Source organism: Paraburkholderia atlantica (genome assembly GCF_000092885.1).
Classification (GTDB): Bacteria; Pseudomonadota; Gammaproteobacteria; order Burkholderiales; family Burkholderiaceae; genus Paraburkholderia; species Paraburkholderia atlantica.
This window is the reverse complement of sequence record NC_014118.1, coordinates 96,372-121,390: the sequence shown is the minus strand read 5'-3', so window position 1 is coordinate 121,390 and position 25,019 is coordinate 96,372. Positions and strand designations below refer to the sequence as shown.

26 protein-coding genes and 2 pseudogenes are annotated in these 25,019 nt (G+C 62.5%); 11 read left to right on the top strand and 17 right to left on the bottom strand.

Annotated features, from left to right (window positions below; genetic code table 11):
• Positions 1-9 precede the first annotated feature (9 nt).
• The 4 genes and pseudogenes from BC1002_RS16565 to BC1002_RS16550 all read left to right on the top strand — a co-directional run bounded on the left by BC1002_RS16565 (position 10) and on the right by BC1002_RS16550 (position 2,892).
• On the top strand, positions 10-348 hold the full coding sequence (locus BC1002_RS16565) for an FCD domain-containing protein (RefSeq protein ID WP_420798788.1): 339 nt from the start codon (positions 10-12) through the stop codon (positions 346-348).
• A pseudogene (locus BC1002_RS16560) lies at positions 333-1,739 on the top strand (MFS transporter). Before BC1002_RS16565 ends, BC1002_RS16560 begins: the two are co-directional and overlap by 16 nt.
• Before the next feature lie 47 nt (positions 1,740-1,786).
• Positions 1,787-2,376, top strand: a pseudogene (locus tag BC1002_RS16555) (isocitrate lyase/PEP mutase family protein).
• Between the two features lie 114 nt (positions 2,377-2,490).
• A complete protein-coding gene (locus BC1002_RS16550) occupies positions 2,491-2,892 on the top strand; it encodes a DUF3597 domain-containing protein (protein ID WP_013091149.1) in 402 nt (133 codons plus the stop codon).
• A gap of 248 nt (positions 2,893-3,140) precedes the next feature.
• Here BC1002_RS16550 and BC1002_RS16545 read toward each other — a convergent pair whose 3' ends face one another.
• Both BC1002_RS16545 and BC1002_RS16540 read right to left on the bottom strand, forming a co-directional pair.
• Positions 3,141-3,413: a hypothetical protein gene (locus BC1002_RS16545; protein ID WP_013091148.1), complete on the bottom strand. Its 273-nt coding sequence runs from the start codon at positions 3,411-3,413 to the stop codon at positions 3,141-3,143.
• 272 nt (positions 3,414-3,685) lie between these two features.
• Positions 3,686-5,377: a Na/Pi cotransporter family protein gene (locus BC1002_RS16540; protein ID WP_013091147.1), complete on the bottom strand. Its 1,692-nt coding sequence runs from the start codon at positions 5,375-5,377 to the stop codon at positions 3,686-3,688.
• Between the two features lie 376 nt (positions 5,378-5,753).
• Here BC1002_RS16540 and BC1002_RS16535 point away from each other — a divergent pair, with 376 nt between their 5' ends.
• A complete protein-coding gene (locus BC1002_RS16535) occupies positions 5,754-6,494 on the top strand; it encodes a 3-ketoacyl-ACP reductase (protein ID WP_013091146.1) in 741 nt (246 codons plus the stop codon).
• Positions 6,495-6,601: 107 nt separating this feature from the next.
• Positions 6,602-7,084 carry a Fis family transcriptional regulator gene (locus BC1002_RS16530; protein WP_238537981.1) on the top strand — a complete coding sequence of 161 codons (483 nt, stop codon included), beginning with the start codon at positions 6,602-6,604 and terminating at the stop codon, positions 7,082-7,084.
• Between the two features lie 16 nt (positions 7,085-7,100).
• On the opposite strand, the gene BC1002_RS16525 is transcribed toward BC1002_RS16530, so the two are convergent.
• The 5 genes from BC1002_RS16525 to coxB are packed head-to-tail and all read right to left on the bottom strand — an operon-like array spanning position 7,101 to position 12,614.
• On the bottom strand, positions 7,101-8,429 hold the full coding sequence (locus tag BC1002_RS16525; RefSeq protein ID WP_013091144.1) for a cytochrome c: 1,329 nt from the start codon (positions 8,427-8,429) through the stop codon (positions 7,101-7,103).
• Positions 8,429-8,845, bottom strand: coding sequence for a hypothetical protein (locus BC1002_RS16520; RefSeq protein WP_013091143.1), 417 nt, complete (start codon positions 8,843-8,845; stop codon positions 8,429-8,431). Before BC1002_RS16520 ends, BC1002_RS16525 begins: the two co-directional genes overlap by 1 nt.
• Complete coding sequence (locus BC1002_RS16515) at positions 8,842-9,483, bottom strand: cytochrome c oxidase subunit 3 (RefSeq protein WP_013091142.1); 642 nt, start codon at positions 9,481-9,483, stop codon at positions 8,842-8,844. Before BC1002_RS16515 ends, BC1002_RS16520 begins: the two co-directional genes overlap by 4 nt.
• Before the next feature lies 1 nt (position 9,484).
• Complete coding sequence (gene ctaD / locus BC1002_RS16510; RefSeq protein WP_013091141.1) at positions 9,485-11,482, bottom strand: cytochrome c oxidase subunit I; 1,998 nt, start codon at positions 11,480-11,482, stop codon at positions 9,485-9,487.
• Positions 11,483-11,510: 28 nt separating this feature from the next.
• Positions 11,511-12,614, bottom strand: a complete 1,104-nt coding sequence (gene coxB, locus BC1002_RS16505) for a cytochrome c oxidase subunit II (protein ID WP_013091140.1) — start codon at positions 12,612-12,614, stop codon at positions 11,511-11,513.
• A gap of 203 nt (positions 12,615-12,817) precedes the next feature.
• On the opposite strand from coxB, the gene BC1002_RS36340 reads away from it, so the two are divergent.
• Complete coding sequence (locus BC1002_RS36340; RefSeq protein WP_337999506.1) at positions 12,818-13,354, top strand: DUF2778 domain-containing protein; 537 nt, start codon at positions 12,818-12,820, stop codon at positions 13,352-13,354.
• Positions 13,351-13,620 carry a hypothetical protein gene (locus tag BC1002_RS16500; protein ID WP_013091138.1) on the top strand — a complete coding sequence of 90 codons (270 nt, stop codon included), beginning with the start codon at positions 13,351-13,353 and terminating at the stop codon, positions 13,618-13,620. Before BC1002_RS36340 ends, BC1002_RS16500 begins: the two co-directional genes overlap by 4 nt.
• Before the next feature lie 195 nt (positions 13,621-13,815).
• Here BC1002_RS16500 and BC1002_RS16495 read toward each other — a convergent pair whose 3' ends face one another.
• Both BC1002_RS16495 and BC1002_RS16490 read right to left on the bottom strand, forming a co-directional pair.
• Positions 13,816-14,781 carry a PDR/VanB family oxidoreductase gene (locus tag BC1002_RS16495; protein ID WP_013091137.1) on the bottom strand — a complete coding sequence of 322 codons (966 nt, stop codon included), beginning with the start codon at positions 14,779-14,781 and terminating at the stop codon, positions 13,816-13,818.
• A complete protein-coding gene (locus tag BC1002_RS16490; RefSeq protein ID WP_013091136.1) occupies positions 14,778-15,878 on the bottom strand; it encodes an aromatic ring-hydroxylating oxygenase subunit alpha in 1,101 nt (366 codons plus the stop codon). Before BC1002_RS16490 ends, BC1002_RS16495 begins: the two co-directional genes overlap by 4 nt.
• 187 nt (positions 15,879-16,065) lie before the next feature.
• Between BC1002_RS16490 and BC1002_RS16485 the strand changes: the two genes are divergently transcribed.
• Entirely contained in the window at positions 16,066-16,566 is a 501-nt protein-coding gene (locus BC1002_RS16485; protein ID WP_013091135.1) for a MarR family winged helix-turn-helix transcriptional regulator, read from the top strand.
• A gap of 24 nt (positions 16,567-16,590) precedes the next feature.
• Here the strand turns inward: BC1002_RS16485 and BC1002_RS16480 are convergent, their stop codons facing one another.
• Positions 16,591-17,529: an NADP-dependent oxidoreductase gene (locus BC1002_RS16480; protein ID WP_013091134.1), complete on the bottom strand. Its 939-nt coding sequence runs from the start codon at positions 17,527-17,529 to the stop codon at positions 16,591-16,593.
• A gap of 148 nt (positions 17,530-17,677) precedes the next feature.
• Here BC1002_RS16480 and BC1002_RS36335 point away from each other — a divergent pair, with 148 nt between their 5' ends.
• Complete coding sequence (locus BC1002_RS36335) at positions 17,678-17,911, top strand: DUF2795 domain-containing protein (RefSeq protein WP_013091133.1); 234 nt, start codon at positions 17,678-17,680, stop codon at positions 17,909-17,911.
• Positions 17,912-17,969: 58 nt separating this feature from the next.
• Positions 17,970-18,881 carry a DUF72 domain-containing protein gene (locus BC1002_RS16470; RefSeq protein WP_013091132.1) on the top strand — a complete coding sequence of 304 codons (912 nt, stop codon included), beginning with the start codon at positions 17,970-17,972 and terminating at the stop codon, positions 18,879-18,881.
• On the opposite strand, the gene BC1002_RS16465 is transcribed toward BC1002_RS16470, so the two are convergent.
• From BC1002_RS16465 to BC1002_RS16440, 7 genes are all read right to left on the bottom strand, one after another.
• A complete protein-coding gene (locus tag BC1002_RS16465; RefSeq protein ID WP_013091131.1) occupies positions 18,873-19,535 on the bottom strand; it encodes a UdgX family uracil-DNA binding protein in 663 nt (220 codons plus the stop codon). The two genes, BC1002_RS16470 and BC1002_RS16465, sit on opposite strands and share 9 nt — an antisense overlap.
• A gap of 30 nt (positions 19,536-19,565) precedes the next feature.
• Positions 19,566-19,718 (bottom strand): hypothetical protein, encoded by a 153-nt coding sequence (locus tag BC1002_RS38455; RefSeq protein ID WP_013091130.1) that lies wholly within the window; start codon positions 19,716-19,718, stop codon positions 19,566-19,568.
• A 115-nt stretch (positions 19,719-19,833) separates the two neighbouring features.
• Positions 19,834-20,505 (bottom strand): hypothetical protein, encoded by a 672-nt coding sequence (locus BC1002_RS16460; protein ID WP_013091129.1) that lies wholly within the window; start codon positions 20,503-20,505, stop codon positions 19,834-19,836.
• Between the two features lie 8 nt (positions 20,506-20,513).
• The gene (locus BC1002_RS16455) at positions 20,514-21,920 is read right to left on the bottom strand and encodes a selenium-binding protein SBP56-related protein (RefSeq protein WP_013091128.1); all 1,407 of its coding nucleotides are present in this window, start codon (positions 21,918-21,920) and stop codon (positions 20,514-20,516) included.
• A 214-nt stretch (positions 21,921-22,134) separates the two neighbouring features.
• Complete coding sequence (locus BC1002_RS16450; RefSeq protein ID WP_013091127.1) at positions 22,135-23,013, bottom strand: ABC transporter permease; 879 nt, start codon at positions 23,011-23,013, stop codon at positions 22,135-22,137.
• The gene (locus BC1002_RS16445) at positions 23,010-23,840 is read right to left on the bottom strand and encodes an ABC transporter ATP-binding protein (protein ID WP_013091126.1); all 831 of its coding nucleotides are present in this window, start codon (positions 23,838-23,840) and stop codon (positions 23,010-23,012) included. Before BC1002_RS16445 ends, BC1002_RS16450 begins: the two co-directional genes overlap by 4 nt.
• An 85-nt stretch (positions 23,841-23,925) precedes the next feature.
• Complete coding sequence (locus tag BC1002_RS16440) at positions 23,926-24,969, bottom strand: ABC transporter substrate-binding protein (RefSeq protein ID WP_013091125.1); 1,044 nt, start codon at positions 24,967-24,969, stop codon at positions 23,926-23,928.
• Between the last annotated feature and the right edge of the window lie 50 nt (positions 24,970-25,019).

Below are 25,019 nucleotides of genomic sequence, written 5' to 3'. Positions count from 1 at the left end.
TTCCATTCGATCATCACGGTCGCGGCGGGCAATGCGCGCCTCGATCGTTCGTTGACGTCGATGAAAGAAACGCCGCTGATCAAGTGGACCTTCGACTCCTATAACGACGAACACCGCGCGAGCAGCGCGCGCCAGCACTTCGAAATCGTGCAGGCACTAGAAAATCGCAATGCGGCCTGGGCCGAGGCGATCACCCGTTGTCATATCCTCGCCGCCGAGAAAGCGGTGCTCGACCGTTATCAAAGGGGAGCACCCTTCGTCGTAGCCGGCCGTAGCCCACGCATCGAAGCACCACACGAACAGCCGTCCCATAACGACGCAGGAGACGTGAAATGCCGAGTACCGTGAACGCTGGTCCAAGACTGGACAGATTGCCCCTCTCCGGTTTTCACCGGCGCATCCTCTGGCTGATCGGCGGAGGCATGTTTCTCGATTCGTTCGATATCTACCTCGCCGGCGGCGTGCTCGGCGCGCTCGCGAAGAGCGGTTGGTCGACGATGCGATTGAATGCGGCGTTTCTATCGTCGACATTCGTCGGTATGTTATTGGGCGCATTCACGGCGGGTTTGCTTGGCGATGCAAAAGGCCGCAAGTTCACCTATCAATTCAATCTCGCGATCTTCGGTCTCGCGTCGTTCGCCGGCGCGCTCGCGCCGAACATGACGTGGCTGATCGTCTGCCGTTTCTTCATGGGCCTCGGGCTCGGCGCGGAAATCGTCGTTGGCTATGGATCGGTCGGCGAGTTCATTCCGCCGGCCGTGCGCGGCAAGTGGTCCGCGTACCTGTCGCTGATCACGAACTCCGCGCTGTTCTTCTCGACGCTCATCGGCTATCTGATCATTCCGTCGGTCCACGGCGAGCGATGTTTGCGATCGTCGGCATCGGCGCGTTGATCGTCTGGGTGATGCGCAAGAAGATGCCGGAGTCGCCGCGCTGGCTCGAATCGAAGGGCCGCTACGCCGAAGCCGATGCGATTCTTCGCGCGGCGGAAGCCGAATCGGCAAAGGGTCAGCCATTGCCGCCCTTCACGCCTTCGTTCGAATCGGCCTGTGCCGCACCGCGCTCCACCACGCTCTTCGAATTGTTCAAAGGGGCCGCAGATTCGCCGCACGCTGCTCGCGATCTGCGTGCAGATCGCCGTCAACGTCGTGATTTACGGCTTCATCGTCTGGGTGCCGACCTTCCTGATCAAGCAAGGTCTTGGCATGGCGTCGTCGCTCGGTTATACGATGCTGATGTCGCTCGGCGGTCCCGCCGGCGCCTTCCTCGGAGTGCTGATCGCGGACCGGATCGGCCGTAAGAATGGGCTCATTGCGGTCGCGGTGAGCGCCGCCGTGGTCGGCTGGCTGTACGGACACTCGACGAACGTCGCGACCGCCACCGTGCTCGGCTTGCTGCTTTTCACGCTCACCTATCTGATGGTCGCGCTCGGCATCGCGACTTACGTCCCCGAACTGTTCGCCACTGAAAACAGCATGCGCGCGAACGGCATCGCGGGTTGCGCGGGCCGCATCGCCGGCATTCTCGCGCCGCAACTCGTGGTCGTCATGTATGCGGCGTTCGGTGTGCGCGACGTGCTGTCGGTGATCGTCGGCGTGCTCGTCGCGATGGCCGCGATTCTCGCGGTGTTCGGCATCGAAACGAATCAGCGCTCGCTCGAAGACATCGCGCCGCCACCCACGGACGATATTGACACCGCGCTCGCCGGCGCATCGGTCGCGCGCGAACCGCGTCAATGAGCCAACTTCGAATCGGCGCACATTCATCGTCATCAAACGGAAATAGCATGAACGCACAGCACAAACGTCAGCAATTGAAGGCACGTCTCGCACAACCGGAAATCATCACCGCGACCGGCATCTTCGATCTGATCTCCGCGAAGATGACCGACCCGATGCAATTCGATTGCCTGTACATCACGGGCTTCGGCACGGTCGCGTCTTACCTCGGTCTGCCCGATGCGGGCCTCGCCACTTATACCGACATGGTTCGCTCGGACTCGACGAAGCGTTGCGACGAGGCGATGCGTTCGCCAAAGCGGGCGCCGATGTGTTGTTCATCGAATCGCCGGAAACGCTCGAAGAGTTGGAGACGATCGCACGCACGTTCGATAAGCCTCTGCTCGTGAACATCGTCGAAGGTGGCCGCACACCGCAGCTCATGCCCACCGAATTGCAGAATCTCGGTTTTTCGAATGCGATTTATCCGGCTTTGGGCTTTCTCGCGGTCGCGAAAGCACTGCACGATATCTACGGCCAGATCAAGGCGCAGCGCGGCACCATGCACGCGGAAAACACCATGTATCCGTTCTCCGAAATGTGCAATCTGATGGGCTTCCCGGCGGTATGGCAGTTCGACCGTGAGCACGCCGAATGACGACGGGCTGACAAAATATTACGTTTTTCAGCGTGCTAGACGCGTAGCATATCGGGGGCATGTCCCGCGAGCACCCCCACTCGCATTCGTCATTCAACCGCGGAGAATTCGGAAATGAGTATTTTTGGTGACATCGTGCACAAGCTGTTCGGCAAAGCGAAGCCGGACCAACCTCCCCCCGCGACGGAACCCACCCCCGACCCGACCGCCGCATCAGCAGCAACGCCCAACGCGCCGGCCGCACCCGCGCCGCTGTCCGACGTCGACGTGGCTGCCGTGATGGATCAACTCGTCAGCGAAAGCGGACAAAAGTTGAACTGGCGTACTTCGATTGTCGACACGATGAAGGCACTCGGCGTCGACAGCAGTCTCGAACACCGCAAGCAGCTTGCGCAGGAATTGAAGTACAGCGGGGACATGAACGACTCGGCGAGCATGAACATCTGGCTGCACAAGCAGGTGATGCAGGCGCTCGTGGCAAACGGCGGCAAGCTGCCGCCCGATCTGGCAAGTTAAGCACGACAACGGAGGCGTTTCGCAGAAAGCGAAGCGCAGTGGAAGTCCTGCAGTAACAATCAATCGCTCAGATGAAGTTGCCCGGTCGAAGCACGACCGGGCAACTCGAACCTTCTCCGCGCGGCAATCAATGCTCGCGCAATCGGCTGGCAAGAACGCGCACTGTACGCGCCCTGGGCAACACGATTGCCGTCAGCGCACGGATTGAAACGCGGTTGACCGAACACATTGCGATGGAATACACGCGGCTATTGCGCCGCGGTGAGCTTGAGTCCCGGCCGCAACGGCTGGGGTGGCTCTAGAGGAGCCTTGCGTTCGTCCGATACCTGTTCGATTCCCTTTCTCGTGACTTCTTCGAGGAAGGTCAGGCGAGCCCGATAGTAGTCGGCACGCAGCTGTGCGTCGAGCACGAGCTGTTCGGCCTGAAACAGTTCCATGCGCAAGTTGTTCAGCGCGCGTTCGGCCTGTTTCTCGGGAGTAGGAGCATGTTGTGAAGCCCAGTTAGCAAGCCACCTTATCATGGTGAATCCCTCCTTGAGTTCGATGCTCTGCTGCGGCAAAGGCTATCAAATTATGGACGCGGCGTGTGTTAAATCGTTACAGGCGTTGCACGCTTCACTACTGATACCACAACCCGCGCGACAAGAAAAAAGCCCGCACAGCAAAGGCGGGCAATCCCACTCTCTTTGAAAGCGTGTCACGAGGATGACACGCCACAAGTTTAACCGTCGTGCAACCCGCACCTACGTGTGCTGGCGATCAGTTCCGCGCGAATATTCGATCCCTATTGCATCTATTGAAGCGCCGCCACGTTTTTCGCAATGGCCCGCGCAAACTGCGCGATCTGTCGGCCCTGCTCGATCAGATCCATCGCGAGCCGGAACGTGACGACGTCCGCCTTGTCGGCCAACTGAAGCTTCGCGAGCACGACCTGACGCGCGGTCGCGGCGAGTTTCTCGATGCCGGCCTTCGCGTCGATGACCTTCGCGACCTCCTCCGGATCGGGCGCCTCGATCGTGCGGATCGCCTGCTCGAGATTGCGGATCACCGCCTCGGAAAACTGCGTGGTCGCCGCATCGCGCAAGCGCAACAGGTCGATCTGCTGCGTCATTCGCTGCTGCGCGACGCTCAGCAGCGTCGTGCCGACAATGCCGCTGATGCTTTCGAGGTGGCTCGTGACCTGCGTATAGCCGACCATCTGCTGACCTTCCTCCTCCGAGTGCTCCCCCTTCGACAGGCGGCCGATATATTGAAGAATCTCGAAGGAGAGCCGGTCGCTTTCCTTGTCCTTATCGAGCATCTGATTGATCTCTTCCATCGTGCCCGTCGACACCATCTGGGACCCGCGTTGCACGACTTCGAGCACCTGCATGCCGAGCCGGGTCAGCTCGATACGCACGCGCTGCAATCCAAGCGCCGGCACCGTCAACACCGACTCGTCGAGATACTGCGGATCGCCCGCGGGCTTGGCGGGCTTCGCGCGCTCCGGCACGACCAGTTGCGCGAACCGCGCGATCGGACCGGTAAACCAGATCAATAGCAGCGTATTTGCGACGCTGAACAAAGTATGCACATTGGCTACCTGGCGCGGCGCCTCGGCCGCGAGGCGCTCGAGGCCCTGCAAGTCCGGATGCGACGGCGATATCCAGCGCACGAATTCCGCCATCTGAGGAATTAGGAAGAGCGCGATCACGACGCCGAGCACATTGAACACCAGATGCACGATGCCGACCTGCACCGCCTCCGGTGGCTTGCCGATCGAGGCGAGCAATGCCGTGCCGCAGGTGCCGACATTCGCGCCGAGAATCAGCGTGATAGCGGCTTCGAGCGGCATCAGACCCTGCCCGCTCAGCGCAATTACGACCGCGAGCGTCGCCGCCGAGCTTTGCACGATAGCGGTGAAGACCGCCCCCACGATGACACCGACGAACGGATTGCGCATGTCCTGCATCGCGTCGATGAACGGCTGGTACGTGCGCAACGGATGCGTGGATTCGCCCATCAGCTGGATGCCCATGAACAGCAGCCCTAGCCCCAGCACGACGCGGCCGATCTGCCGCAGCACCTCGCGCGGGGCAAACGCGTGCAGTGCGAAGCCGATCGACAGCATGTAGGGCGTCAGACGCGAAACGTCGAAGGCGATGATCTGCGCGGTGATGGTCGAGCCGATGTTCGCGCCCATGATCATCGGCACCGACTGGGCAAGTGTCATCAGGCCGGCGGACACGAAGCCGACCATCAGCACCGTCGTGATGGTCGACGAGTTCAGCAGCGCGGTCACGATGGCACCCGCCAACACGCCGCGAAACCGGTTCGCGGTCAGCACGCCGATCAACGACTGCAACTTCGATCCCGCGATCGCCTTAAGCCCGCCAGTCAAGAACTCGAGCCCGAGAAGAAACAGCGCGAGGCCGCCGATCAACAGCCCGAAGATCCCAAGGATGTTCAACTTGTCGGGATCGATGTCAGCAAGATAATCAGTCATCCGATGTGCCTCTGATGATCACACGAATAGATGCGGGAGCAAGGGACGGCTTCGCGGCCCGGATCGACGACCGTGGCGGCGGTCTGCCGCGCTGTTTCCGGGGCAGCTACTTAAGGCTAACGCTAAGGGTATGAGGAAGCTGGCGCGCAGGCAAGGACGGGAAAGCCGCCGGCAGCATCGGGACCCCAGAGTTCGCAAAGCATTCAACCGTCAATTAACGTAATTCATTGCTTCGTCAAACAACGTTTCCAGCAACCGGTTTGGCAGTTAACCCGTAGGTGAAAATGCCCATCGTCCCGGCCGATTGCCGCTGCCAATAATAGGTCCATCCTCCAATCAAACTTGCTCAACCCACCCCAAACAAGAAGGAGGACTTATGGCAAATCGTGTTGCATACGTAACCGGCGGCATGGGTGGTATCGGAACCGCCATCTGCCAGCGCTTGCACAAAGAGAACTACACCGTCATCGCGGGCTGCGGACCGAACTCGACGCGCAAAGCCCGATGGCTGGAAGATCAGAAAGCGCTTGGCTTTAACTTCATCGCATCGGAAGGCAACGTCGCGGATTGGGAGTCCACCGCGAAAGCGTTCGAAAAGGTCAGGAAGGAAGTGGGTGAAGTCGACGTGCTCGTCAACAACGCGGGCATTACGCGCGACGGCATGTTCCGCAAGATGACGTACGAAGACTGGCAAGCGGTGATCGACACCAATCTCACGAGCCTGTTCAACGTGACCAAACAGGTCATCGAGGGCATGGTCGACCGGGGCTTTGGGCGCATTATCAACATCTCGTCGGTCAACGGCCAGAAAGGCCAGTTCGGGCAGACCAACTACTCCACGGCCAAGGCCGGTATTCACGGCTTCACGATGGCGCTCGCGCAGGAAGTGGCCACCAAGAACGTGACGGTCAACACCGTGTCGCCGGGCTACATCGGCACCGACATGGTCAAGGCTATCCGTCCGGAGGTGCTGGAGAAAATCGTCGCGACGATTCCGGTACGGCGTCTCGGTACACCGGACGAAATTGCGTCGATCGTCGCGTGGATCGCGTCGGACGAAGCGGGCTTTGCGACCGGGGCGGATTTCTCGCTGAACGGCGGTCTGCATATGGGCTAACGGGAACGGCGCCGCGTGTATGCGGCGCCGCCGTTTTGCGTTATAGACGTTGTCAGGTTCCGTGATGGTGTAGCGGCCCGGCGCGAGCCGGCCGCCTCAGTGAGCATATGACCAGAAAAGCGAGCCTTACTCGCGCTGCACCCGCGAAGTCGCCGCGCACCCGCCCGAAGGCGATGCTGCGCCCGATCGTGCCTGCCAAAGCAGGCGAAATCTCGCTCGACTATCACATGACGCTCGAAGCATTACGCAGCGGCGTCGCCAATCAATATCACGTAGGCAGCATGGCGCAGGCCATCTATATGGCGATGCTGCTGAATCAGCGCGGCTATGGTCCGGCCGTACCCGAGTTGTTTCGCGACGCGGAGGGCGTGATTCTGCGCTGCCGCCAGGCGGGACTCGAAACCGGCATCTGCGTGGTCGACCACGACGCCTTCGCGCTGCTCGGTCAGGTCCTCACGCTCTTCGATCAGCAACTCGCGGTGACGCCAGTTGGGGAGTTGATCGCGGTCAACGCGAAGCTGAAGACGCTGTTCAGCACCGCCAATGGCCACTGCGACCGCAACGGCAACGGCGACGAGAACCCCGCATAACGACGCGAGCTGCCATTTACTTGTGCAATGCGCCGCGCACATTCGATACATCGTTTCGCGTGACCGGTCCGGCCGTATTTCCCCATGTGGTCCGAACAAACGTGAGCACGCGGGCCATTTCGGTGTCCGTCAGCTTGCCGGCGAAAGACGGCATCTTGTGCGGCTCCGGTCCCGACTCGGTATGCGGACTGCCGCCGCCCTCGACCAGCAACCGCACCAGTGACGCGCTCGATGCCGACAGCACCGCAGGGTTGCCCGCGAGCCGCGGATACTTGTGCGGCACCCCTGCCCCGTCCATCTGATGACAGCGCGCGCAATACGACGCATAGATGCCCGCGCCGGGTCTTTCGACATCGCCGGTTCTCAGCGCCTGCACGGTTTGCTGGGCGGCGCTGGAGCGTGCGTTGAAATAGCCGCTCGGCGCGCTCGGCGGCAAGCTCTTCAGATACGCGGCGATCGCCGCGACATCGTCGTCGTTCAGGTACTGCGTGCTGTCTTCGACGACCTGCACCATGCTGCCGAACGTAATCAGTCCGCCGCCGTGGCCCTTTCGAAGGAAGTCGACGATGTCGGTCGCGGAACTGCGGCCGAGCCCCGAGCCCGGGTCGGCGCTCAGGTTCGGCGCGAACCAGTGGTCGTTGGTGCCGCCCGTCAGATAGGCCGACGCGGACTCGTCATAGCCGCGCTCTTCGTAGGCGGGCCCGCGCGGCGTGTGGCAGGCACCGCAATGGCCAAGCGATTGCACCAGATACGCACCGCGATTCCACTGCGCATCATGTTTCGCATCGGCCTTGAACTGGCCTTTGGGCGCGAACGCCCAGTCCCAGAACATCAATGCCCAACGCTGATTGAATGGAAACGGCAAGCGCGTTTGCGGGGCCGGCACCGCGACCGGTTGCACGCCGTGCATGAAGTAAGCGTAGAGCGCGTGCATGTCGTCATCGGTGATCTTCGCGAACGACGGGTACGGCATCGCCGGATAAAGCCGCTTGCCCCCGGGCGCGATGCCCTCGCGCAACGCGCGCGCGAAGTCGTCATAGCTATAACGGCCGATGCCGTATTGCGGGTCCGGCGTGATGTTCGACGTATAGATCGTGCCGAACGGCGATCCCATGCTGAGCCCGCCGGCAAACGGCGACGTAGCTTCAGGCGTCGCGCCCGGATGCGGGACGCGCGGCGCGGCGGTGTGGCAACCGGCGCAATCGGCGGCTTTGGCGAGATATGCGCCGCGTGCGATCTGCGCGGCGTCGGTGGAGGCGCTGGTGGCGTTTGCCGTCGCTGCTATCGTCAGCGCACATGCGGCCGCGATGGCGTATCTGACCGTGTTGGGAACGTCGCGCGTCATCACCACCACCTGCACGGCGACACGATCGCGACCGCGACATCCGTGGCGATCAATGCGAACAGAAATAGCATGCTAGTCATCACCGCGACGTGCGTCAGAAACCAGTCGAGTTCGGCACGCGTGCGGCGCTCGCCGTTCAGCGCACCGGGTTTCAGCGGCGCGACGCGGCGCAGATTGCGCCACGCGACCCACGTGCCGAACGCGCCCGCGATCATACACACCGCGCCGAGCGCGACGATCGCCGGACGCATCCACGACACCAGCGGCGCGCCGAGCGGATGGTTGTGCGGATAGCAGGCCTGCGCGGCGAGCGTTTCCGCGAGCATCATCTGCAACAGCCACGCGAACGGCGCCGCGAGCAGACCGATCAGCACGTAGCGCATCGAGATGTGCGAGTCTCGGGGCACCGTCGTCATGACCACTCCCGGAACAGATACGGCGTCAGATACAGCGTGCTGAAAATGAACAGCCACACCATATCGACGAAGTGCCAATACAGCCCGCCGATCGACAGCGCCGCGCAGCGCTTGTCGTCGAAATAGCCGAGCGCGGTCCAGATCGCCAGCAAGGTCAGCACGACGATCCCGACCAGCACGTGCGCCATGTGAAAGCCGGTAATCGTGAAGTACAGCGAGCCATACAGATGCGAGGTCAGGCCATAGGGGTGGTTGTGCCATTCGCGCAACTGAATGCCCATGAAGATGCAGCCCAGCACGATGCTCACCGCCATCGACGCGACACCCAGCCGCAACCGCCGCCGGCGCACGCAGCGCTCGCAGAACCAGACGAACACGCTGCTCGACAGCAGAATGACGGTATTCGCGCTGCCAAGCCCGAGCTTCGGCAATCCCTCGGGCGGCCAAGGCTGCTGGCTCTGCGACGCCAGATACAGATACGAGAAGATCAGATAGCCGAACAGCGCGCCTTCGGTCGCGATCAGCGTGCAGCAGCCCCACCAGCCGCTCGATCGCTCGCCCGCACTGCCAACCGGCAACGCACGCGCGGTCTCGTCCGGTTCGCTCGACGCTCGATCGAAATTCAATGCATCGCTCATGTCAGCCTCCCGCATCCTCGACCGCGACCGGTTCGCGCTGGATCAGCGCGCGCTCGGGCCACAGCCACGTGATGATCGACACCGCGCAGCCGGCCAGCATCGCGCCCACGAAAACCCAGGCGGTCAACGCGAGCCCCGCGAACAGTAGCGCGGCAAAGACCGCGAGCCAGAACGGCGCGTACGAGTCTTCCGGCATCTTCAGGATCACGTCGGGACTCGCCTCCAGCGCCGTCGTGCCCAACGCTTCGCGGCCTTGCGCGAGCAGATAGCCTTCGTCGAGTTGCGAGCGCGCTTGAACCGCCTCGCCCGGCTCTTCGACGCGCCCCTCCCACAATGGATGCCGGCTCGCGAGCGTCGGCACCACCGCGAAGTTGTACGGCGGCGGCGGCGAGCTGACCGACCATTCGAGCGTCGGCGCATCCCACGGATTGTTGCCGGCGAGCTTGCCGCGCTTCAGGCTCACGGCGATATCGATCAGAAACAGCAGCACGCCGGCCGCAAACAGGAACGAACCGAGCGACGTGACGAGGTTCACCGTGTTCCATCCCATGTCGGCGGGATACGTGTACATGCGGCGCGGCATGCCGAGCAGTCCGGCGATATGCATCGGAAAGAACGCGACGTTGAAGCCGATGAACAGCACCCAGAACGCGAGCTTGCCGAGACGCTCGTTCGTCATACGGCCGGTGAATTTCGGAAACCAGAAGTAGATGCCGCCGATCACCGGAAACACGTTGATGCCGAGCAGCACGTAGTGCAGATGCGCGACAACGAAGTACGTGTCGGTGAGTTGCCAGTCGAACGGCACCGCGGCCGTCATCACGCCAGACACGCCGCCGATCACGAACAGCAGCACGAAGCCCGCGAAAAACAGGAACGGCACGCGATACACCGGGCGGCCGGTCCAGATCGTCGCGACCCACGCGAACGTCGCGACCGCGCTCGGCACCGCGATGACCATGCTGGCCGAGCCGAAGAACGACAGCGCGAGCGCGGGGATACCGGTCGCGAACATATGGTGAATCCACACCGCAAAGCCGATCACCATCGTCGCGACCGTCGCCAACGCGACCGGCCCATAACCGACCAGCGGCCGGCGGCAAAAAACCGGCAACGCATCCGACACGATGCCCATCGCCGGCAGCACGACCACGTAGACCCACGGGTGCGCGAAAATCCAGAACAGGTGCTGCCACAGCAGCGGCCGCCCGCTATTGAGCACGTCGAAAAAATGCGTGCCGATGCGGCGGTCCATCCACAGCATCAGAAAGGCGAGGCTCACCGAAGGCACCGCCAACAGATTGCCGCCCGACGCGGTCAGCGTGCCCCATACGAGCACCGGTACGCGATCGAGCGACATGCCCGGCGCGCGCATCCTCAGCAGCGTGACGACGAAGTTCATCGAGCCGACCGTCGTCGAAATGCCGAGCAGCACCATGCCGAGCGCATACACGTCGATGTTCGGGCCGGGGCTGTACTCGAGACCGGACAGCGGCACGTAGTTGAACCAGCCGGCGTCGGGGGCCTGGCCGGTCGGAAAACTCGCATACAGGAAGATGCCGGCGAACAGGAACACCCAGTACGACAGCGCGTTCAGGCGCGGAAAAGCCATGTCGCGCGCGCCGAGCACGAGCGGCCAGAGGTAGTTCGAGAAGCCGGACAGAACGGGCAGCGCGTACAGAAAGATCATCGTCAGTCCGTGCATCGTGAACAGCTGGTTGTACTGTTCGGGCGTGAGCACCGTTGCGTCGGGACGCGCCAGTTGAACGCGCATGATCAGCGCCTCGACGCCGCCCATCAGCAAAAAGACGAATGCGCTCACCAGGTAGCGCAGGCCGATGGTCTTGTGATCGACCGTCGAGAACCAGCCGCGCCAGCCGGGCCGCGACTCCCAGATTTCGCGCAGCCGCTTTTCCTGCTCGCTGCCGGGCTCGACGCGGCCGCGCCGCGGCGTGCGAGTCAATGCGGGCGGTGAAGCGGAAGCTGGTTGATCGGACATTGAACAGGCTCCTCGAGTGCGATGCGCTTCAATGCAGCGTCGCCAGATACGCCGACAACGCGGCGGCCTCGCTAGTGGTCAGCGCGATACTGGGCATCAATCCATCGGGTTTGATCCGTTGCGCGTGCTCGATCCAGTCGAGCAGGTGGTCGGGCGTGTTGCTGAGCGTGCCTGCCGCGATCGTGCGGCGCGAGCCGAGATGCGTCAGATCGGGCGCCTGCAGGCCGGTGGCCTTGGTGCCGCGAATCGTGTGACAACCCGCGCAGCGCTCTTCGAACAGATGCTGACCGGCCGCGACCGCCGCGTCGCCGGTGGGCACGCTGGCCGCGCGTCCCTGGGCGTCGCGCCACGCGTTGAAGGCGGCGGCGTCCTGTGCGATCACTTCGAACGCCATATGCGCGTGCTGCGCGCCGCAGAACTGCGAGCACTGCCCACGATAAATGCCGGGATGGTCCGCCTGAATCCACTGCTCGTTGGTTTGGCCTGGAATCGTCTGCGTCTTGCCCGCGAGTTGCGGTACCCAGAACGCGTGCACGACGTCCGCGCTTTTGAGCTGGATCTTCACCGGTTCACCGACCGGAATGTGGATCTCGTTCGCGGTACTGAAGTTGCGGGCCGGGTTCGGATCATCGCTGTAATCGGCTTTCCACCACCAGTCGTAAGCGGTCACGGTGATCGTCAGTTGCGGAGACGACGCGGGAGACGCCACCGATTCGAGCGTGATCAGTGCATAGACCAGCATCGCCAGCAGCACGACCGACGACACCGCGGTACCGATGAACACCCAGCGGATGCCGCCGGGCTCGGCGCTCAGCGCATCCGGCTGCGCCGCGGGACGCTTGCGGACCATCGCGCCGATCAACAGGCCAGCAACGATCAGCGTGACCAGCGTGACGATCGCGGTGAAAACCCAGCCGAGGTAAAGCGTCGGACGGGCCGCCGGTCCGGCCGCGTGCAGGAAATAGTTCAGCGGTGCCACCGGGTTTGCGTGCGCGGAGTTCGTGGAGCCGATAGCCAGCGCCGGTAACAGCGTGACGCGGCCGCGCCTGATGCGCCTGCCTGACTCTCCGGATGCTTCCGCTGCTGCCACTGGGGACCCCGCTGATAGTGATGACCGTTTAATGCGCGCCATCCCCTGCGAACGAGGCGACGCCCAAGCAGGTCAGCAAAAATCAGGCCGCGTGTGCCGAGGACGCAAGCGGGGGCTCGCGCTCGCGGGAGCAGGTCAGTAGCCGGGTGGATTCGCTCGGTCAGGCGAGCTGCTGTGTAGGCGGGAACTGTTGCCGTGAAAAATTTATTTTAATAGTTGTTTTCTCAAAAAAAAGCGCCTTTAGAATGCCGGCTCGGCATAACGTGATTATTTACGAATTCACTGTTATCGGTCGATCTGGAGGACTGATGTTTCAATGCAAGTTCGAATTGAATGGTAAGCCAATGAGCGAATTTCGGATTGGCGCCCTATCGTTTCCCGCGTACTCTGGGCAGGGGAGTTATATCAATAAGGCGGCTGGAACGTGCACGCCGAGATATGGCGCCATTCCCGTCGGCAGATATTATATTTTTGACCGAAGATCCGGGGGCCTTCTCGGACCATGGAAAGATCGGCTTGACCTGAATGGCAATCACAAGAGCGAATGGTTCGCGCTCCACGCTATTGACGGCGACATTGACGACGATAAAGTCTTATGCGACGGCATCATTCGCGGCCGATTCAGATTGCATCCAAAGGGAAGATTGGGGAAGAGCGAGGGCTGCATTACTATCGACCGACTCGCAGACTGGCATCATATCCGTTCAATATTTACCAGCACGCCGAAAGTATCCGTTCCTGGATCTGAACTTAAAGCGTACGGCGAAGTGATTGTGAGATGAAAAAACTCCTAATCTGCCTCGCGGTCGGCTTCAACTTACTACTCGCAATTTTTGCCAATGCGCTGTGGTGGATGTTGAATCCAGAAGCGCCCTTGAACTTTTCGAATCCGGTATGGAAATTGGCGGTTCGTATGTACGGGGTCAAGACGGCATATCAAGAATCCGACCTGGCCTTCCTCATGTCGTCGGCGGGAATCGTGCTAGGTTTCGCCGCAGCAATTGTGCTTGTCTGGCGAAGCAAGAAGCGTAGTCAGCGAAAACCATGACCCACCTTTCAACTACCCGCCAAGCTCGCGATTGCGCCCACGCCCACCACCGCTCAACGTCCCCCGGCCGGCATTTTCCGAAGAAGCGATCGGACGCGACCCGGCATTGAGTGTGCGCACGGTTAGTTCGTCGGACTCCGAGGGGAAAGGGAAATAAGCGGTATGACGGGCGACCCGCCCGTCATCCGCGGAAGATCACAGATCGAGCACCAGCAGCGGCGATTTCGCGCGCGAGCAGCACGGCAGGAACTGATCGTTCGCCGCGCGTTCCTCGTCGGTCAGATAGGAATCCTGGTGATCCGGCTCGCCGGACAGAATTCGCGTCAGGCAGGTACCGCACACTCCCTGCTCGCACGACGTGATCACTTCGACGCCATGCGCGGCCAGCGCCTGCACGACCGTGCATTCGGGTGGCACGTCGATCGTCGCGCCGCTGCTCGCGATACGCACCTGGAAGCTGCCGCCCGTCGCCGGCTGATTCGCGGCGGCGCCGAAAAACTCGTAATGCAGCCTGTTTTCCGCCCAGCCGTTCGCGCGCGCGGTCTCGAGCACGAGGTCCATGAAGCCGCGCGGACCGCACACATACAGATGCGTGCCCGCTGGCGCATCGCTCAGCGTCTGCTCGATATCGAACGTCGAGCCGCCAGAATGGTCATCGTGATGAAGCTGGACCGAATTCGCAAAACCCGCCTGCGCAAGACGCTCGACGAACGCCGTGCGTTGCTTCGAACGCGTGCAATAGTGCATGTCGAACGAAGCGCCCGTGGCGGCAAGCCGCTCGGCCATGCATAGAATCGGCGTGACGCCGATCCCGCCCGCCAGCAGCAGATGATGTGCCGCGTCGTCGGCGAGCGCGAAATGATTGCGGGGCGCGCTGATCTGCAGGCGATCGCCCTCGCGAAGCAAATCGTGCACCGCTTTCGATCCACCGCGTCCCGCTTCATCGCGCAGCACCGCGATCAGATAGCGATGCGTTTCGCGCGGATCGTTGCACAACGAGTACTGACGCACGAGCCCATTGGGCAAATGCACGTCGACGTGCGAGCCGGCGTCGAAAGCGGGCAACGCCTGACCGTTTTCGCTCGCGAGTTCGAAGCTCGCGATACCGAGCGCTTCGTCGCGCCGGCGCGCGACCACCACATTCAGCACGGGTTGATTCATGTTGCTGTCCGCACCGGAATTACACGCGTCACTTCAGCACGGGGCGCGCCAGCCTGCGGTGCGCCCGTCTCCGCGCGTTCCTGCGCGACGAGCCGATCGATCACGCGACGGGACATCACGCCGCCCGCGTCGATATTGAGTTTCAGCAGATTGCGCTCGGGCCAGCGCAGCAGGTTCTGCTGCTGACGTTCGAGCATCTCCAGATCTTCGCTGAAGATCTTGCCCTGCCCTTCGCGGATGCTTGCGGTCAGCGCGGCATCATCGGGACGGAAATTACGCGCCATGCCCCAGAAATACCAGATCGACGTTTCCGTTTCCGGCGTGATGAAATCCACCACGATCGACGACGCCTTCTTATCAGCCGGCGCGTGGTAGCCGCCATGTCCGGCATGCGCGACGCCGACCTCGATCAGCACGTGACTCGGCGGCGTGAAGTGGCAGATCTGCCAACGGTCGACGGGCACGTCGTCGGCGAGACCATTGCCGCGCAACGCCATCTTCCAGAACGGCGGTGCCGCTACGTTCTCCATGAAACGGCTCGTGCGCACGGTATCGCCTTCGGCCACCGTCTTTGGCGCGGCTTCGTCGATTTCCTTTTGCCCGATGCTGTTCGCGTGCACATAGGTCTCGTGCGTCAGATCCATCAGGTTGTCGATCATCAGCCGGTAATCGCAGCGGATGTGATAAAGACCGCCGCCATACGCCCACTCAGCACTCTCGGCCCACTCCAGATGATGCAGCTTGGCGGCATCGGCCTTCGCCGCATCGCCGGGCCACACCCAGACGAAGCCGTAGCGCTCGATCACCGGAAAACTGCGAATCGATGGAAAACCGTTGACGCGTTGCCCCGGCATGCCGGTCGCCTTGCCCTGACAGCCCATTTCGAGACCGTGATAGCCGCACACGAGCGTGCCGTCGCGCACGAAACCAAGCGACAGCGGCGCGCCGCGATGCGGACAGAAGTCTTCGAGCGCCACCACGGCGCCTTCCGCGTTGCGATAGAAAACCATCGGCTCGCCGCAGATCTGCCGGCCGAGCGGCTTATCCGCGACTTCATCGGGCATACATGCGACGTACCAGGCATTCTTAGGAAACATGTCAGTCTCACTCCTTGTTGTTAGTTCGCGCACTTCATTCAGTTCACTCATTGAGATTCAGTGTACTCAATGCGCCTTTAATGATTAAATGAAGGTTTTCCCCTAGACGAACTTTCAATCAGGTAACACGAAGGCCAAATTGCCCTTTCCATTCGCTACGAAAAGGCGCGAGGTCTTCAGAACGAATATGGTCACTTCAACCGAAACCAGCACTTCCGCGATCAGCATTGATCTGTACGACCAGCCCGGCCATCTGATCCGACGCGCGCATCAGATTTCCGTGTCCATGTTTCATGATCTGATCGGGCGTGAGGTGACGCCCGTGCAATATGCGGTGCTCAGAATGCTGCAGGAATTGCCCGGACTCGATCAGGTCACGCTGGCGCAGCGAGTCGGCCTCGACACGTCGACCACCGCCGACATCGCGGTGCGGCTCGAAGCGAAAGGCTGGATCGTGCGCGAAGTTCTGCCGCGCCGCCAGCGTCGTCTGTTGTTGACGCCGGCTGGAGAGCAGTTGCTCGATGAATTGATCCCCGGCGTCAACGCGCTCAATCACGGTCTGCTCGACGGGATGGGAGACGACGATGCGCGCGAGCTATTGAGGCTGTTGAGAAAGTTCGTGCATCTGAATAACGATCAGAGCCGCGCGCCACTGCGCAGTGCGAGCGACGACGCGACGCCGAGCTAGCACGCAGCGTCCTCGCTCTCCGCGCTACGGCGCGATGTCCACCACGATCTTGCCGCGCACGTGGCCTTTGGCGAGCCGTTCCAGCGCCTTGGCCGTCGCATCGAACGAGAACCGTTCGGCGACCGCGACACGCACGCTGCCGTTATTGATCAACGACGCGATCTCCGTCAATTGCCGTCCGTCGGGCCGCGCGGTATAACGCGCGGCCCGCGCGCCGTGGCTCGACGCCTCGGTCTGCGACGGCTCGTTGAGCGTCGAGATCAGCGCGCCGCCGGTCGCGACCGCCGACCACGAGCGGCGCTGTGTATCGCCGCCGATCAGATCGAACACGAGGTCCATATCTCGCGCGACGTCTTCGAAGCGCTGCGCGTGATAGTCGATCACCCGATCCGCACCGAGCGAGCGCACGAACTCGATGCCGTCGCCAGACGCCGTCGCGTACACTTGCGCGCCCTTCTGCCTGGCGAACTGCACGGCAAAATGCCCCACGCCGCCCGCGCCGGCATGAATCAGCACGCGGCCGCCCGCTTCGAGGCAGCCATGATCGAACAGGCCCTGCCACGCGGTCAGCGCGGCGAGCGGCACGGCGCCCGCGGTCCCCGCGTCCAGTTTTTCGGGCGCACGCGCTAGCGCACTCGCGGGCACGAGGACGAATTCCGCGTACGCACCCTGCCCCTGGCCAACGAAGCCATATACCTGCTCGCCCGCGCGCCATTGCGCGGCGCCCTCGCCGACCCGTTCGACCACACCGGAAAAATCACGCCCCAGCGTAAAGGGCAGTTGTTCTTCGCGGATCAACGGGTACTGCCCCGAGCGGGTTTTCAGGTCGACAGGATTGACGCCGGCCGAGCGCACGCGCACCAGCACTTCGCCGGCGCCTGGCTCGGGGACCTCGATCCTCTCGGCCTTGAACACCTCGGGACCGCCGAAGCTGTGAATGCGATAAGCGAGCATCGTGCTCATGATGGCCTTCTCCTTGAAAGGTCGCGTGGCGCTGCGTTTCCCGCTGCGCGCAAGCCGCGTTCCTCAGCGAGCCCGCGAGCCGCGGCACGACATATGCGACACGTACCGATAGGCGCGCAGTCGTGATGTACTCATTCAAGGAGGAACCATGTCACAGCACCCCGCTCATTCCCAGGATCATCGTCATCCCGGCCAGCCGAATCCCGCTGACATCGAAAAAGCACTCAGTGGCGTGAATTACCCGACCACACGCGAAAAGCTTGTCGCTCAAGCACGCAAGAATCACGCGAATACCGACATCGTCGATCTGGTAGACCGTCTGCCCGATCACAATTTCGACAGCCCAGCCGCGGTCGCGAAGGAAATCGCGCGTATTCAATGACTCCCCGGCAGAGCATCATGGAGAGCACTTCAAAAGATCATCCACCAGGCTTTCGCGAATGAAGAAGACCGGCGACGCGCGTATCGGCATTTCCGGCTGGCGCTACCAAGGATGGCGCGGCAGCTTTTACCCCGAGCATCTGAAACATGCGGCGGAATTACAGTACGCATCGGCGTTATTCGGCACGATCGAAATCAACGGCACGCATTACAGCCTTCAATCGCTCGATAGCTGGCAACGCTGGTATGCGCAAACGCCTGACGGCTTCGTGTTTGGCATCAAAGGCGCGCGTTATCTGACTCATATGCTGCGGTTTCGCGATGCGAGCGCGCGCGCCGGCATCGCGAACTTCTTCGCGCAGGGTCTACTCGCGTTGAACGAAAAGCTCGGTCCGATCCTGTGGCAATTTCCGCCGTCGTTCCGATTCGAGCCCGACGCAATGGAGCGCTTTCTGCGCGAGTTGCCGCCTGATACCGCGAGCGCAATGGCGCTCGCCAGGCAACACGATGAACGTGTCAAAACGCCCTACGTCGACATCGATCGCAATCGGATGTTGCGTCACGCGGTCGAAGTGCGCCACGCGAGCTTTGTCGACCCCGCGTTCGTGACGCTGCTGCGGCAATACGGCGTCGCACTCGTCGTTTCCGATTCCACCGAACCGTGGCCCGTCGCCGAAGATCTGACAGCGGACTTCGTCTACATCCGGCTGCACGGCAGCGAAGCCAAATACTCGGGTTCATATGGGGACGAAGCTCTACAACGATGGGCCGAGCGAATCGATGCATGGCGCGGCGGCTCACAACCGGCCGACGCGCGATTGATCGCGCCGCAACTCGCGCCGCGTCGCCGAGCCGCGCGAGACGTCTACTGCTACTTCGACAACGATGTGAAAGCGCGAGCGCCGTTCGACGCGCAACGGCTGATGAAAAACCTCAGGTTGCAAGCGACGCACGCGCCGGCGTTACCCTGATCGCTTGCCGCCGTGGGCCAGCTTCTGTGCGGTGCGCAGCGCCGCGACGATTCGCTGGTACACCTCGCGACGCGTTTCAGGGTCCGGCGCGCGCAGCGCAAACGACGGATGATACGTCGCGACCACACGTTGCTCGCCGCGTTCGAGCGTTTTATCGAACGCATCCTGCAAACGCGCGTGCGGATCGTCGACAACCGCTTTCAACGCAGTCGCGCCGAGTGCCACGACCACCCGCACATCCGGCATGTCGAGTTCCTGCTCGAGCCAGTAGCTGCATGCATCGACTTCGCGCTGAGCGGGCGTTTTGTGCAAGCGACGCTTGCCGCGCGCAATCCACTTGAAATGCTTGACCGCATTCGTCACGTAGACGTCGTTACGCTTGACGCCGGCTTCTTCTAGCGCTCTGTCGAGCAACGCGCCGGCCGGCCCGACGAAGGGCTTGCCCTGCAGATCTTCCATGTCACCGGGCTGCTCGCCGACCAGCACGATCGACGCGTGCCGCTGCCCTTCGCCGGGCACGGCCTGAGTCGCGTTGCGCCAGAGCGCGCAACGACGGCAATCGCCGAGCTTCGCCGGATGTTGATCGGGTTCGACATCCGCTGGCTCCGATTGCGCGTCGCCACGCGCGCGCTTTTTCTGCGGCCTGTCGGTCATGGGTGCGACCGTGCGTGCTGAAGCAGCAGCCTATTTCTCGCTCTTCTTCGGAATTTTCCCGCCCGACTTGCGCGCCTGATTCAATGCGATCGCGACAGCCTGCTTGTGCGGCTTGCCATGCTTCGACTCGGTCTTGATGTTGTGCGACACGGTCTCTTTCGACGTACCTTTCTTCAGCGGCATGATCTTCTCCGGTGTAAATGACGAGAGGAAAAATCAGGACCCGCACGGAATGGCGTTCCTGCACCGAGACTGCGCAGCATACGCTGTGCCCGCGACCTCGTCGGCCTCGCCAAAATCACCCGGAAACGCCCGTTGCCGTCGCATTCAACCCCAGCGACACGCCCCCCACCAGAATCAGACTGGACGCCCACACCGCATCGAGATTGAACCAGCTGCGCGACACGAACCTGAGCCCGAGGTAGCGATAAACGAGCCACGCGAGCACGCCGCCGGCCACCGTCATCGTGGCCGCATGCACCGCGGAGACCGACAGCGCCATGCGCAGACTCGTTTCGATCAGCGCCTGGGCGGCTTTGTGCGCGCTGTCCATCGCGTCGGCGCGGCACAGACCGAGATAGATCGGCACCAGCATCAAGCCGGCCCCGTGCGCGATCGCCACCGCGAACGACCACAGCGCGAGCCGCGACGGCGGAATTCTCGCCAGCACGCGCGGATGACGGCGGCGCATCAGCAGCACCAGACCGAAGCCGATCACCAGCACGCTCGCGCCGATCTGCATCTGACGCTGCCAGGCGAGCACGCTCGATAGCATCGCAAACGGCAGCATCATCAGCAGTATCGCGAGCGCGTGCCCGGCCGCGAGATAGAGAAGCGCGACGACCAGCGCTTGCGAGCGCCGCTGCATCAGCGCGTTCGACACCGCGAGCGGCCACCCCATCGCCGGATTGAGTCCGTGATACACGCCGCTAGCGACGACGGCGAGCCACAGTGCCGCTTGCGGCGACACCGCGCCGCTCAAACGCCCACCGACGGATAGCAGAAAGAATCGGTCGAGCAGTCGCCGCCTTCGAGACGGATCTGGTGCGCGCGATAGCCGGCGGGAAATTCGACGAAGTAATCTTCGGCGAGCTTGAGACCGCCATTGGGATCGGCATGCGCCATCACTTGCACGCCGGGCACGCCATCCGGATAGAACTGGTCGTCCCACGTCGAATAGAGCGAGTTGGTCCAGTAGACGCGCTTGCCATCGCGGCTGATCTCGACCATCTGCGGACCACCGGCGAAAGCCTTGCCGCTCGGATGCGGCGTACAACGTTCGATCCCACCGATGCGCACCGAGCCGGTCAATTTCGGCTTGCGCGGTTCGGTCACGTCGTACTGGCGCATCTCGCCGGTACCCCAGCACGAGACGTAGAGGAATTTATCGTCGATCGAAAGATCGATATCGGTGACGAGCGGCGGCACCGCGCCGAAACCTTGCAGCAACGGCGGCAATTCGTCGGCGTGCGCGGGCTCCGGCGGAATGGTCGCGGTCTTTTCGATGTGGAAGTGGCCGCCTTCGCGCCACCAGGTCCAGATCGATCCTTCCAGATTGGTGGTGTCGACCACGACGCCGATAAATCCGTACTCGCGGCTCGGATCGTGCGCGGGCCGCACTTCGAGCGCCATCTGATGGTTCGCGCCGAGATCGAGCGTCTGCACGTTGCGTCTTGCGCGCAGATCCCAGAAGTGCACGCGGTGGCCGTATTTGTTCGAAAGCAGGTCTTCAGGCACGATGCCGTTTTCGAATTGCGGCGGCAACGCCCATTCGGTCGACACCATGTAATCGCGCGGCAGATTCCACCAGAAGTCGTAGTGCTTTTCCTGCGCGCCGCGCTCGATTTCCCAGCGTCCCAGCACCTCGAACGTTTGGCAATCCATGATGAAGATTCCGGGCGGCCCGTCGGTGCCGTCCTTGCCGCCACCGCCGAGCGTGCTCACGTAGATGCCCTCCGGTCCGCAATGCACGGTGTGCGGACGCGAATAGCCGGTCTTGCGGAAGATTTCCTCCGGCTCGATGATCTTGTGAATCTTCGCCTGGGTGGGATGCGGTTTCGTATCGACGATATAGATGCGCGACGAGCGCATGCCCGGAATGATCAGATAGCGTCGCTCGAGAAATGCGTGGCCCGTCAATGGCGACAACGCGGACGAACACGCGTTCCAGCCGAAGTGGTGGAATTCGTCGCCCTTGTTAGGCATCGGCACCGTGTGCACCACCTGGCTATAGCTCGCCGAACCGGGCTTCACGTCGATCACGGCAAGCGCGTCGGGCTGCGAGGAATCCGGACTCAACAGCACCGTGTACGCGTATTCTTCCGCCGGCGCATCCATCGCGAGCTTCGGCGATGCATGAAAGGTAGGATCGGGGCGCATTCCCATGACGGCACTCCTGTCGTTCTGAACGGTTCTGAACGGAAGCCCGGCCCGCCAAAAATCGAGCCAGCGCGTAACCTTACATTTGTAGTTCACGACAGCGACGGACGCAACCGGATATTTGCACCCGAACGCAGGGTGCGATCCGACGACCAGGCGCACCGCGCCGCAAGCGCTCGCGCCGACGCCGCGAAGCGCGGATTCGCTCCGATGGAACGCGCTACTGCTGCACGCCCCAGCGCCGCACGGTCACGCGTTCGAGCGTATCGAACACGAGATGCTCGACCAGCAGACCGATCACGATCACGGCCGCGAGCCCCGCGAAAACGCGATCCGTGTATAGCTCGTTGCGATTCTGGAAGATGTACCAGCCGAGTCCGCCGCTGCCCGAACTCGCGCCGAACACGAGCTCCGCGGCGATCAGCGTGCGCCACGCAAACGCCCAGCCCACGCGCAGGCCGGCCAGGATCGACGGCAGCGCCGCCGGCACGAGGATCAACAGCACATGACGCAGGCCCGTCAGACCGTAATTGCGTCCGGTCATCTTCAGCGTCGCGGGCACCGACTGAAAGCCCGAATAGGTATTGAGCGCGAGCGGCCATAGCACCGCATGCACGAGCACGAACAGCAGGCTGCCGGTGCCGAGCCCGAACCACAGCAACGCGAGCGGCAGCAACGCGATGGACGGCAGCGGGTTGAACATCGCGGTCAGCATCGACAGCAGATCGCGGCCCACGCGCGTCGACACCGCGAGCGATGTCAGCATGAATGCAAACCCGGCGCCGAGCAGATAGCCGCGCAGCAGCACGGACATCGATACCGCGGTCTTCGCGAGCAGTTCGCCGGAGCACACGCCTTGCACGAATGCGCTCAGGGTCGCGCCGAAGGTCGGCAGCAGCAGATCGTTGTTGATCACGCGCGCGGCGATTTCCCACGCGGCGATCAGCACGAGCGCGATCAGTGACTTGCGCAGCCAGCCGTGCGCGAAGATCCGCCCGGCCGCGGGCAACGGCGCTTCGATCGCGAGATCGCCGGGTGCTTCGAGCGGACGTTCGTATTCGTCGCGCACCGGCGGCAGCAACGTGACAGGCGTACTCATTGCACGGCCTCCGTCTGTTCGAACAGCAGGTGATGAATCCGCGCGACGCTGCGCTGAAAATCGGCGCGACCGAAGCTGTCCTGCGAATATTGGTGGCTGTTCAGCTCCGCGCGCACACGGCCCGGATGCGGCGACAGCAGCAGAATCCGGTTGCCGACGACCAGCGCCTCTTCGATCGAATGCGTGACGAACAACAGCGTGAAGTTCACTTCTTCCCATAGCCGCAGCAGTTCTTCCTGCATCTTGCGGCGCGTCAGCGCGTCGAGCGCGGCGAACGGTTCGTCCATCAGCAGTACGCGCGGCTGCATCGCGAGCGCACGCGCGATCGCGACGCGCTGCTTCATGCCGCCCGACAACGTATGCGGATACGCATCCGCGAACGCTGCGAGGCCCACCTTGTCGAGGTAATGCAGCGAGCGTTCATGAGCTTCGGCCTTCGAAAGCTTCTTCGCGACGCGCAACGGAAACGCGACGTTCTGCACGACCGTCTTCCACGGTGGCAACTGATCGAACTCCTGAAACACGACGATGCGATCGGCGCCCGGTCCGCGCACGCGCTGACCGTCGAGCGAAATGCTGCCCGCGCTCGGCTCGATGAAACCGGCTACCGCCTTCAGCAGTGTCGACTTGCCGCAACCGGACGGCCCGAGCAGCACGAAGCGGTCGCCGCCGTAGACGTCGAAGCTGACGTCGTGAGTCGCGCGCACGATCCGCTCGCGCGTGCGGTATTCGAGGTTCACGTTCTCGACTGCGAGCAGCTTGCCGCTGGTTGCCGCGGCGCTCCGGTCGGCGTCGTGTGGAAACAGAAGCGTGGGATTGGCCACCATCAAAGCGCTCCCTGCGAGTAAACCGGCTCAACCGGCCAGTGTTGCCGCGTACCGCGCAGCGCCACGAATGCGCGAGACGTCATGCTCAGCTCCCCGCCGCCGTCGCCGGATCGTCGAAGAAATAGTCCTTCCACGACGACGGCTCGTTCCTGATCGCGCCGACGCGATGCATGAACTGCGCGAGCCCGAGCGTGTTCTGCGGCACGATCTTGAACTGGACCTGCGGGTTCGTGATGATTTTCACGAGCAATTCGCGATCGATCTTCGACTGATTGGTGCGAATATAGATATCGGCCGCGCCCTGCGGATTGGCGTTGATGTACTTCGCCGCATCGGCGAGCGCATCGACGAACGCGCGATACGTCTTCGGGTTGTCATGGCGGAATTTTTCGGTCGCATAGAGAACCGTCGCCGAACTCGGGCCGCCGAGTACATCGTACGAATTGAGCACGATATGCGCCTTCGGATTGCCGGCCAGTTCCTGCTCCTGGAACGGCGGATTGCCGAAATGCCCGGTGATTTCAGTGCCACCCGCGATGATCGCCGCGGCCGCGTCCGGATGCGGCAACGCCTGCGTGTACTTGTCGAGCCGGTCGTATTCCTTGTCGCCCCAGCGCTTCGCGGCCGCGTATTGCAGCACGCGCGATTGCACCGACACGTTGACCGCCGGCAGCGCGATGCGGTCCTTCTGCGTGAAGTCCGCGATCGTCTTCACGTCGGGATTGTTGCTGACCAGGTAGTACGGCAGATTGCCGAGCGACGCGACGCCCTTCACGTTCTGCTTGCCGTGCGTGCGATCCCAGATCGTCAGCAGCGGGCCGACGCCCGCGCCGGCGATATCGACCGCGCCCGACAGCAACGCGTCGTTGACCGCCGCGCCGCCCGACAGCTTGACCCAGTCGACCTTGATGTCGAGGCCCTGCTTGCGCCCTTCGCTTTCGATGAAATGCTGATCGCGCGCCACGTTCAGCAGCAGATACACGATACCGAACTGCTCGGCCACGCGAATCTCGCCCTCGGCATGCGCGGGAGCGCTGACGACGGCGCCCATCGACAGACTCAGCAGTAGTGCCGTCAAACGGCGGAAAGACGACGGCCGTGCGGCGGTCGGACGAAATCGGCTCAGCATTGAAACTCCAGTCGGCGTGCGGTGTGATCGGTGTCGTTGTGATGGAAAGC

Coding starts and splice junctions, on each gene's coding strand:
- BC1002_RS16455 (WP_013091128.1), bottom strand. CDS start 21,920: ATGGGAATGCGCCCCGATCCTACCTTTCATGCATCGCCGAAGCTCGCG.
- BC1002_RS16545 (WP_013091148.1), bottom strand. CDS start 3,413: ATGATAAGGTGGCTTGCTAACTGGGCTTCACAACATGCTCCTACTCCC.
- BC1002_RS16495 (WP_013091137.1), bottom strand. CDS start 14,781: ATGAATCAACCCGTGCTGAATGTGGTGGTCGCGCGCCGGCGCGACGAA.
- BC1002_RS16540 (WP_013091147.1), bottom strand. CDS start 5,377: ATGACTGATTATCTTGCTGACATCGATCCCGACAAGTTGAACATCCTT.
- BC1002_RS16445 (WP_013091126.1), bottom strand. CDS start 23,840: ATGGTGGCCAATCCCACGCTTCTGTTTCCACACGACGCCGACCGGAGC.
- BC1002_RS16450 (WP_013091127.1), bottom strand. CDS start 23,013: ATGAGTACGCCTGTCACGTTGCTGCCGCCGGTGCGCGACGAATACGAA.
- BC1002_RS16480 (WP_013091134.1), bottom strand. CDS start 17,529: ATGAGCACGATGCTCGCTTATCGCATTCACAGCTTCGGCGGTCCCGAG.
- BC1002_RS36340 (WP_337999506.1), top strand. CDS start 12,818: ATGCCGGCTCGGCATAACGTGATTATTTACGAATTCACTGTTATCGGT.
- BC1002_RS16500 (WP_013091138.1), top strand. CDS start 13,351: ATGAAAAAACTCCTAATCTGCCTCGCGGTCGGCTTCAACTTACTACTC.
- BC1002_RS38455 (WP_013091130.1), bottom strand. CDS start 19,718: ATGCCGCTGAAGAAAGGTACGTCGAAAGAGACCGTGTCGCACAACATC.
- BC1002_RS16550 (WP_013091149.1), top strand. CDS start 2,491: ATGAGTATTTTTGGTGACATCGTGCACAAGCTGTTCGGCAAAGCGAAG.
- BC1002_RS16490 (WP_013091136.1), bottom strand. CDS start 15,878: ATGTTTCCTAAGAATGCCTGGTACGTCGCATGTATGCCCGATGAAGTC.
- BC1002_RS16515 (WP_013091142.1), bottom strand. CDS start 9,483: ATGAGCGATGCATTGAATTTCGATCGAGCGTCGAGCGAACCGGACGAG.
- BC1002_RS16535 (WP_013091146.1), top strand. CDS start 5,754: ATGGCAAATCGTGTTGCATACGTAACCGGCGGCATGGGTGGTATCGGA.
- ctaD (WP_013091141.1), bottom strand. CDS start 11,482: ATGTCCGATCAACCAGCTTCCGCTTCACCGCCCGCATTGACTCGCACG.
- coxB (WP_013091140.1), bottom strand. CDS start 12,614: ATGGCGCGCATTAAACGGTCATCACTATCAGCGGGGTCCCCAGTGGCA.
- BC1002_RS16485 (WP_013091135.1), top strand. CDS start 16,066: ATGGTCACTTCAACCGAAACCAGCACTTCCGCGATCAGCATTGATCTG.
- BC1002_RS16465 (WP_013091131.1), bottom strand. CDS start 19,535: ATGACCGACAGGCCGCAGAAAAAGCGCGCGCGTGGCGACGCGCAATCG.
- BC1002_RS16530 (WP_238537981.1), top strand. CDS start 6,602: ATGACCAGAAAAGCGAGCCTTACTCGCGCTGCACCCGCGAAGTCGCCG.
- BC1002_RS16470 (WP_013091132.1), top strand. CDS start 17,970: ATGAAGAAGACCGGCGACGCGCGTATCGGCATTTCCGGCTGGCGCTAC.
- BC1002_RS16520 (WP_013091143.1), bottom strand. CDS start 8,845: ATGACGACGGTGCCCCGAGACTCGCACATCTCGATGCGCTACGTGCTG.
- BC1002_RS16525 (WP_013091144.1), bottom strand. CDS start 8,429: ATGACGCGCGACGTTCCCAACACGGTCAGATACGCCATCGCGGCCGCA.
- BC1002_RS36335 (WP_013091133.1), top strand. CDS start 17,678: ATGTCACAGCACCCCGCTCATTCCCAGGATCATCGTCATCCCGGCCAG.
- BC1002_RS16440 (WP_013091125.1), bottom strand. CDS start 24,969: ATGCTGAGCCGATTTCGTCCGACCGCCGCACGGCCGTCGTCTTTCCGC.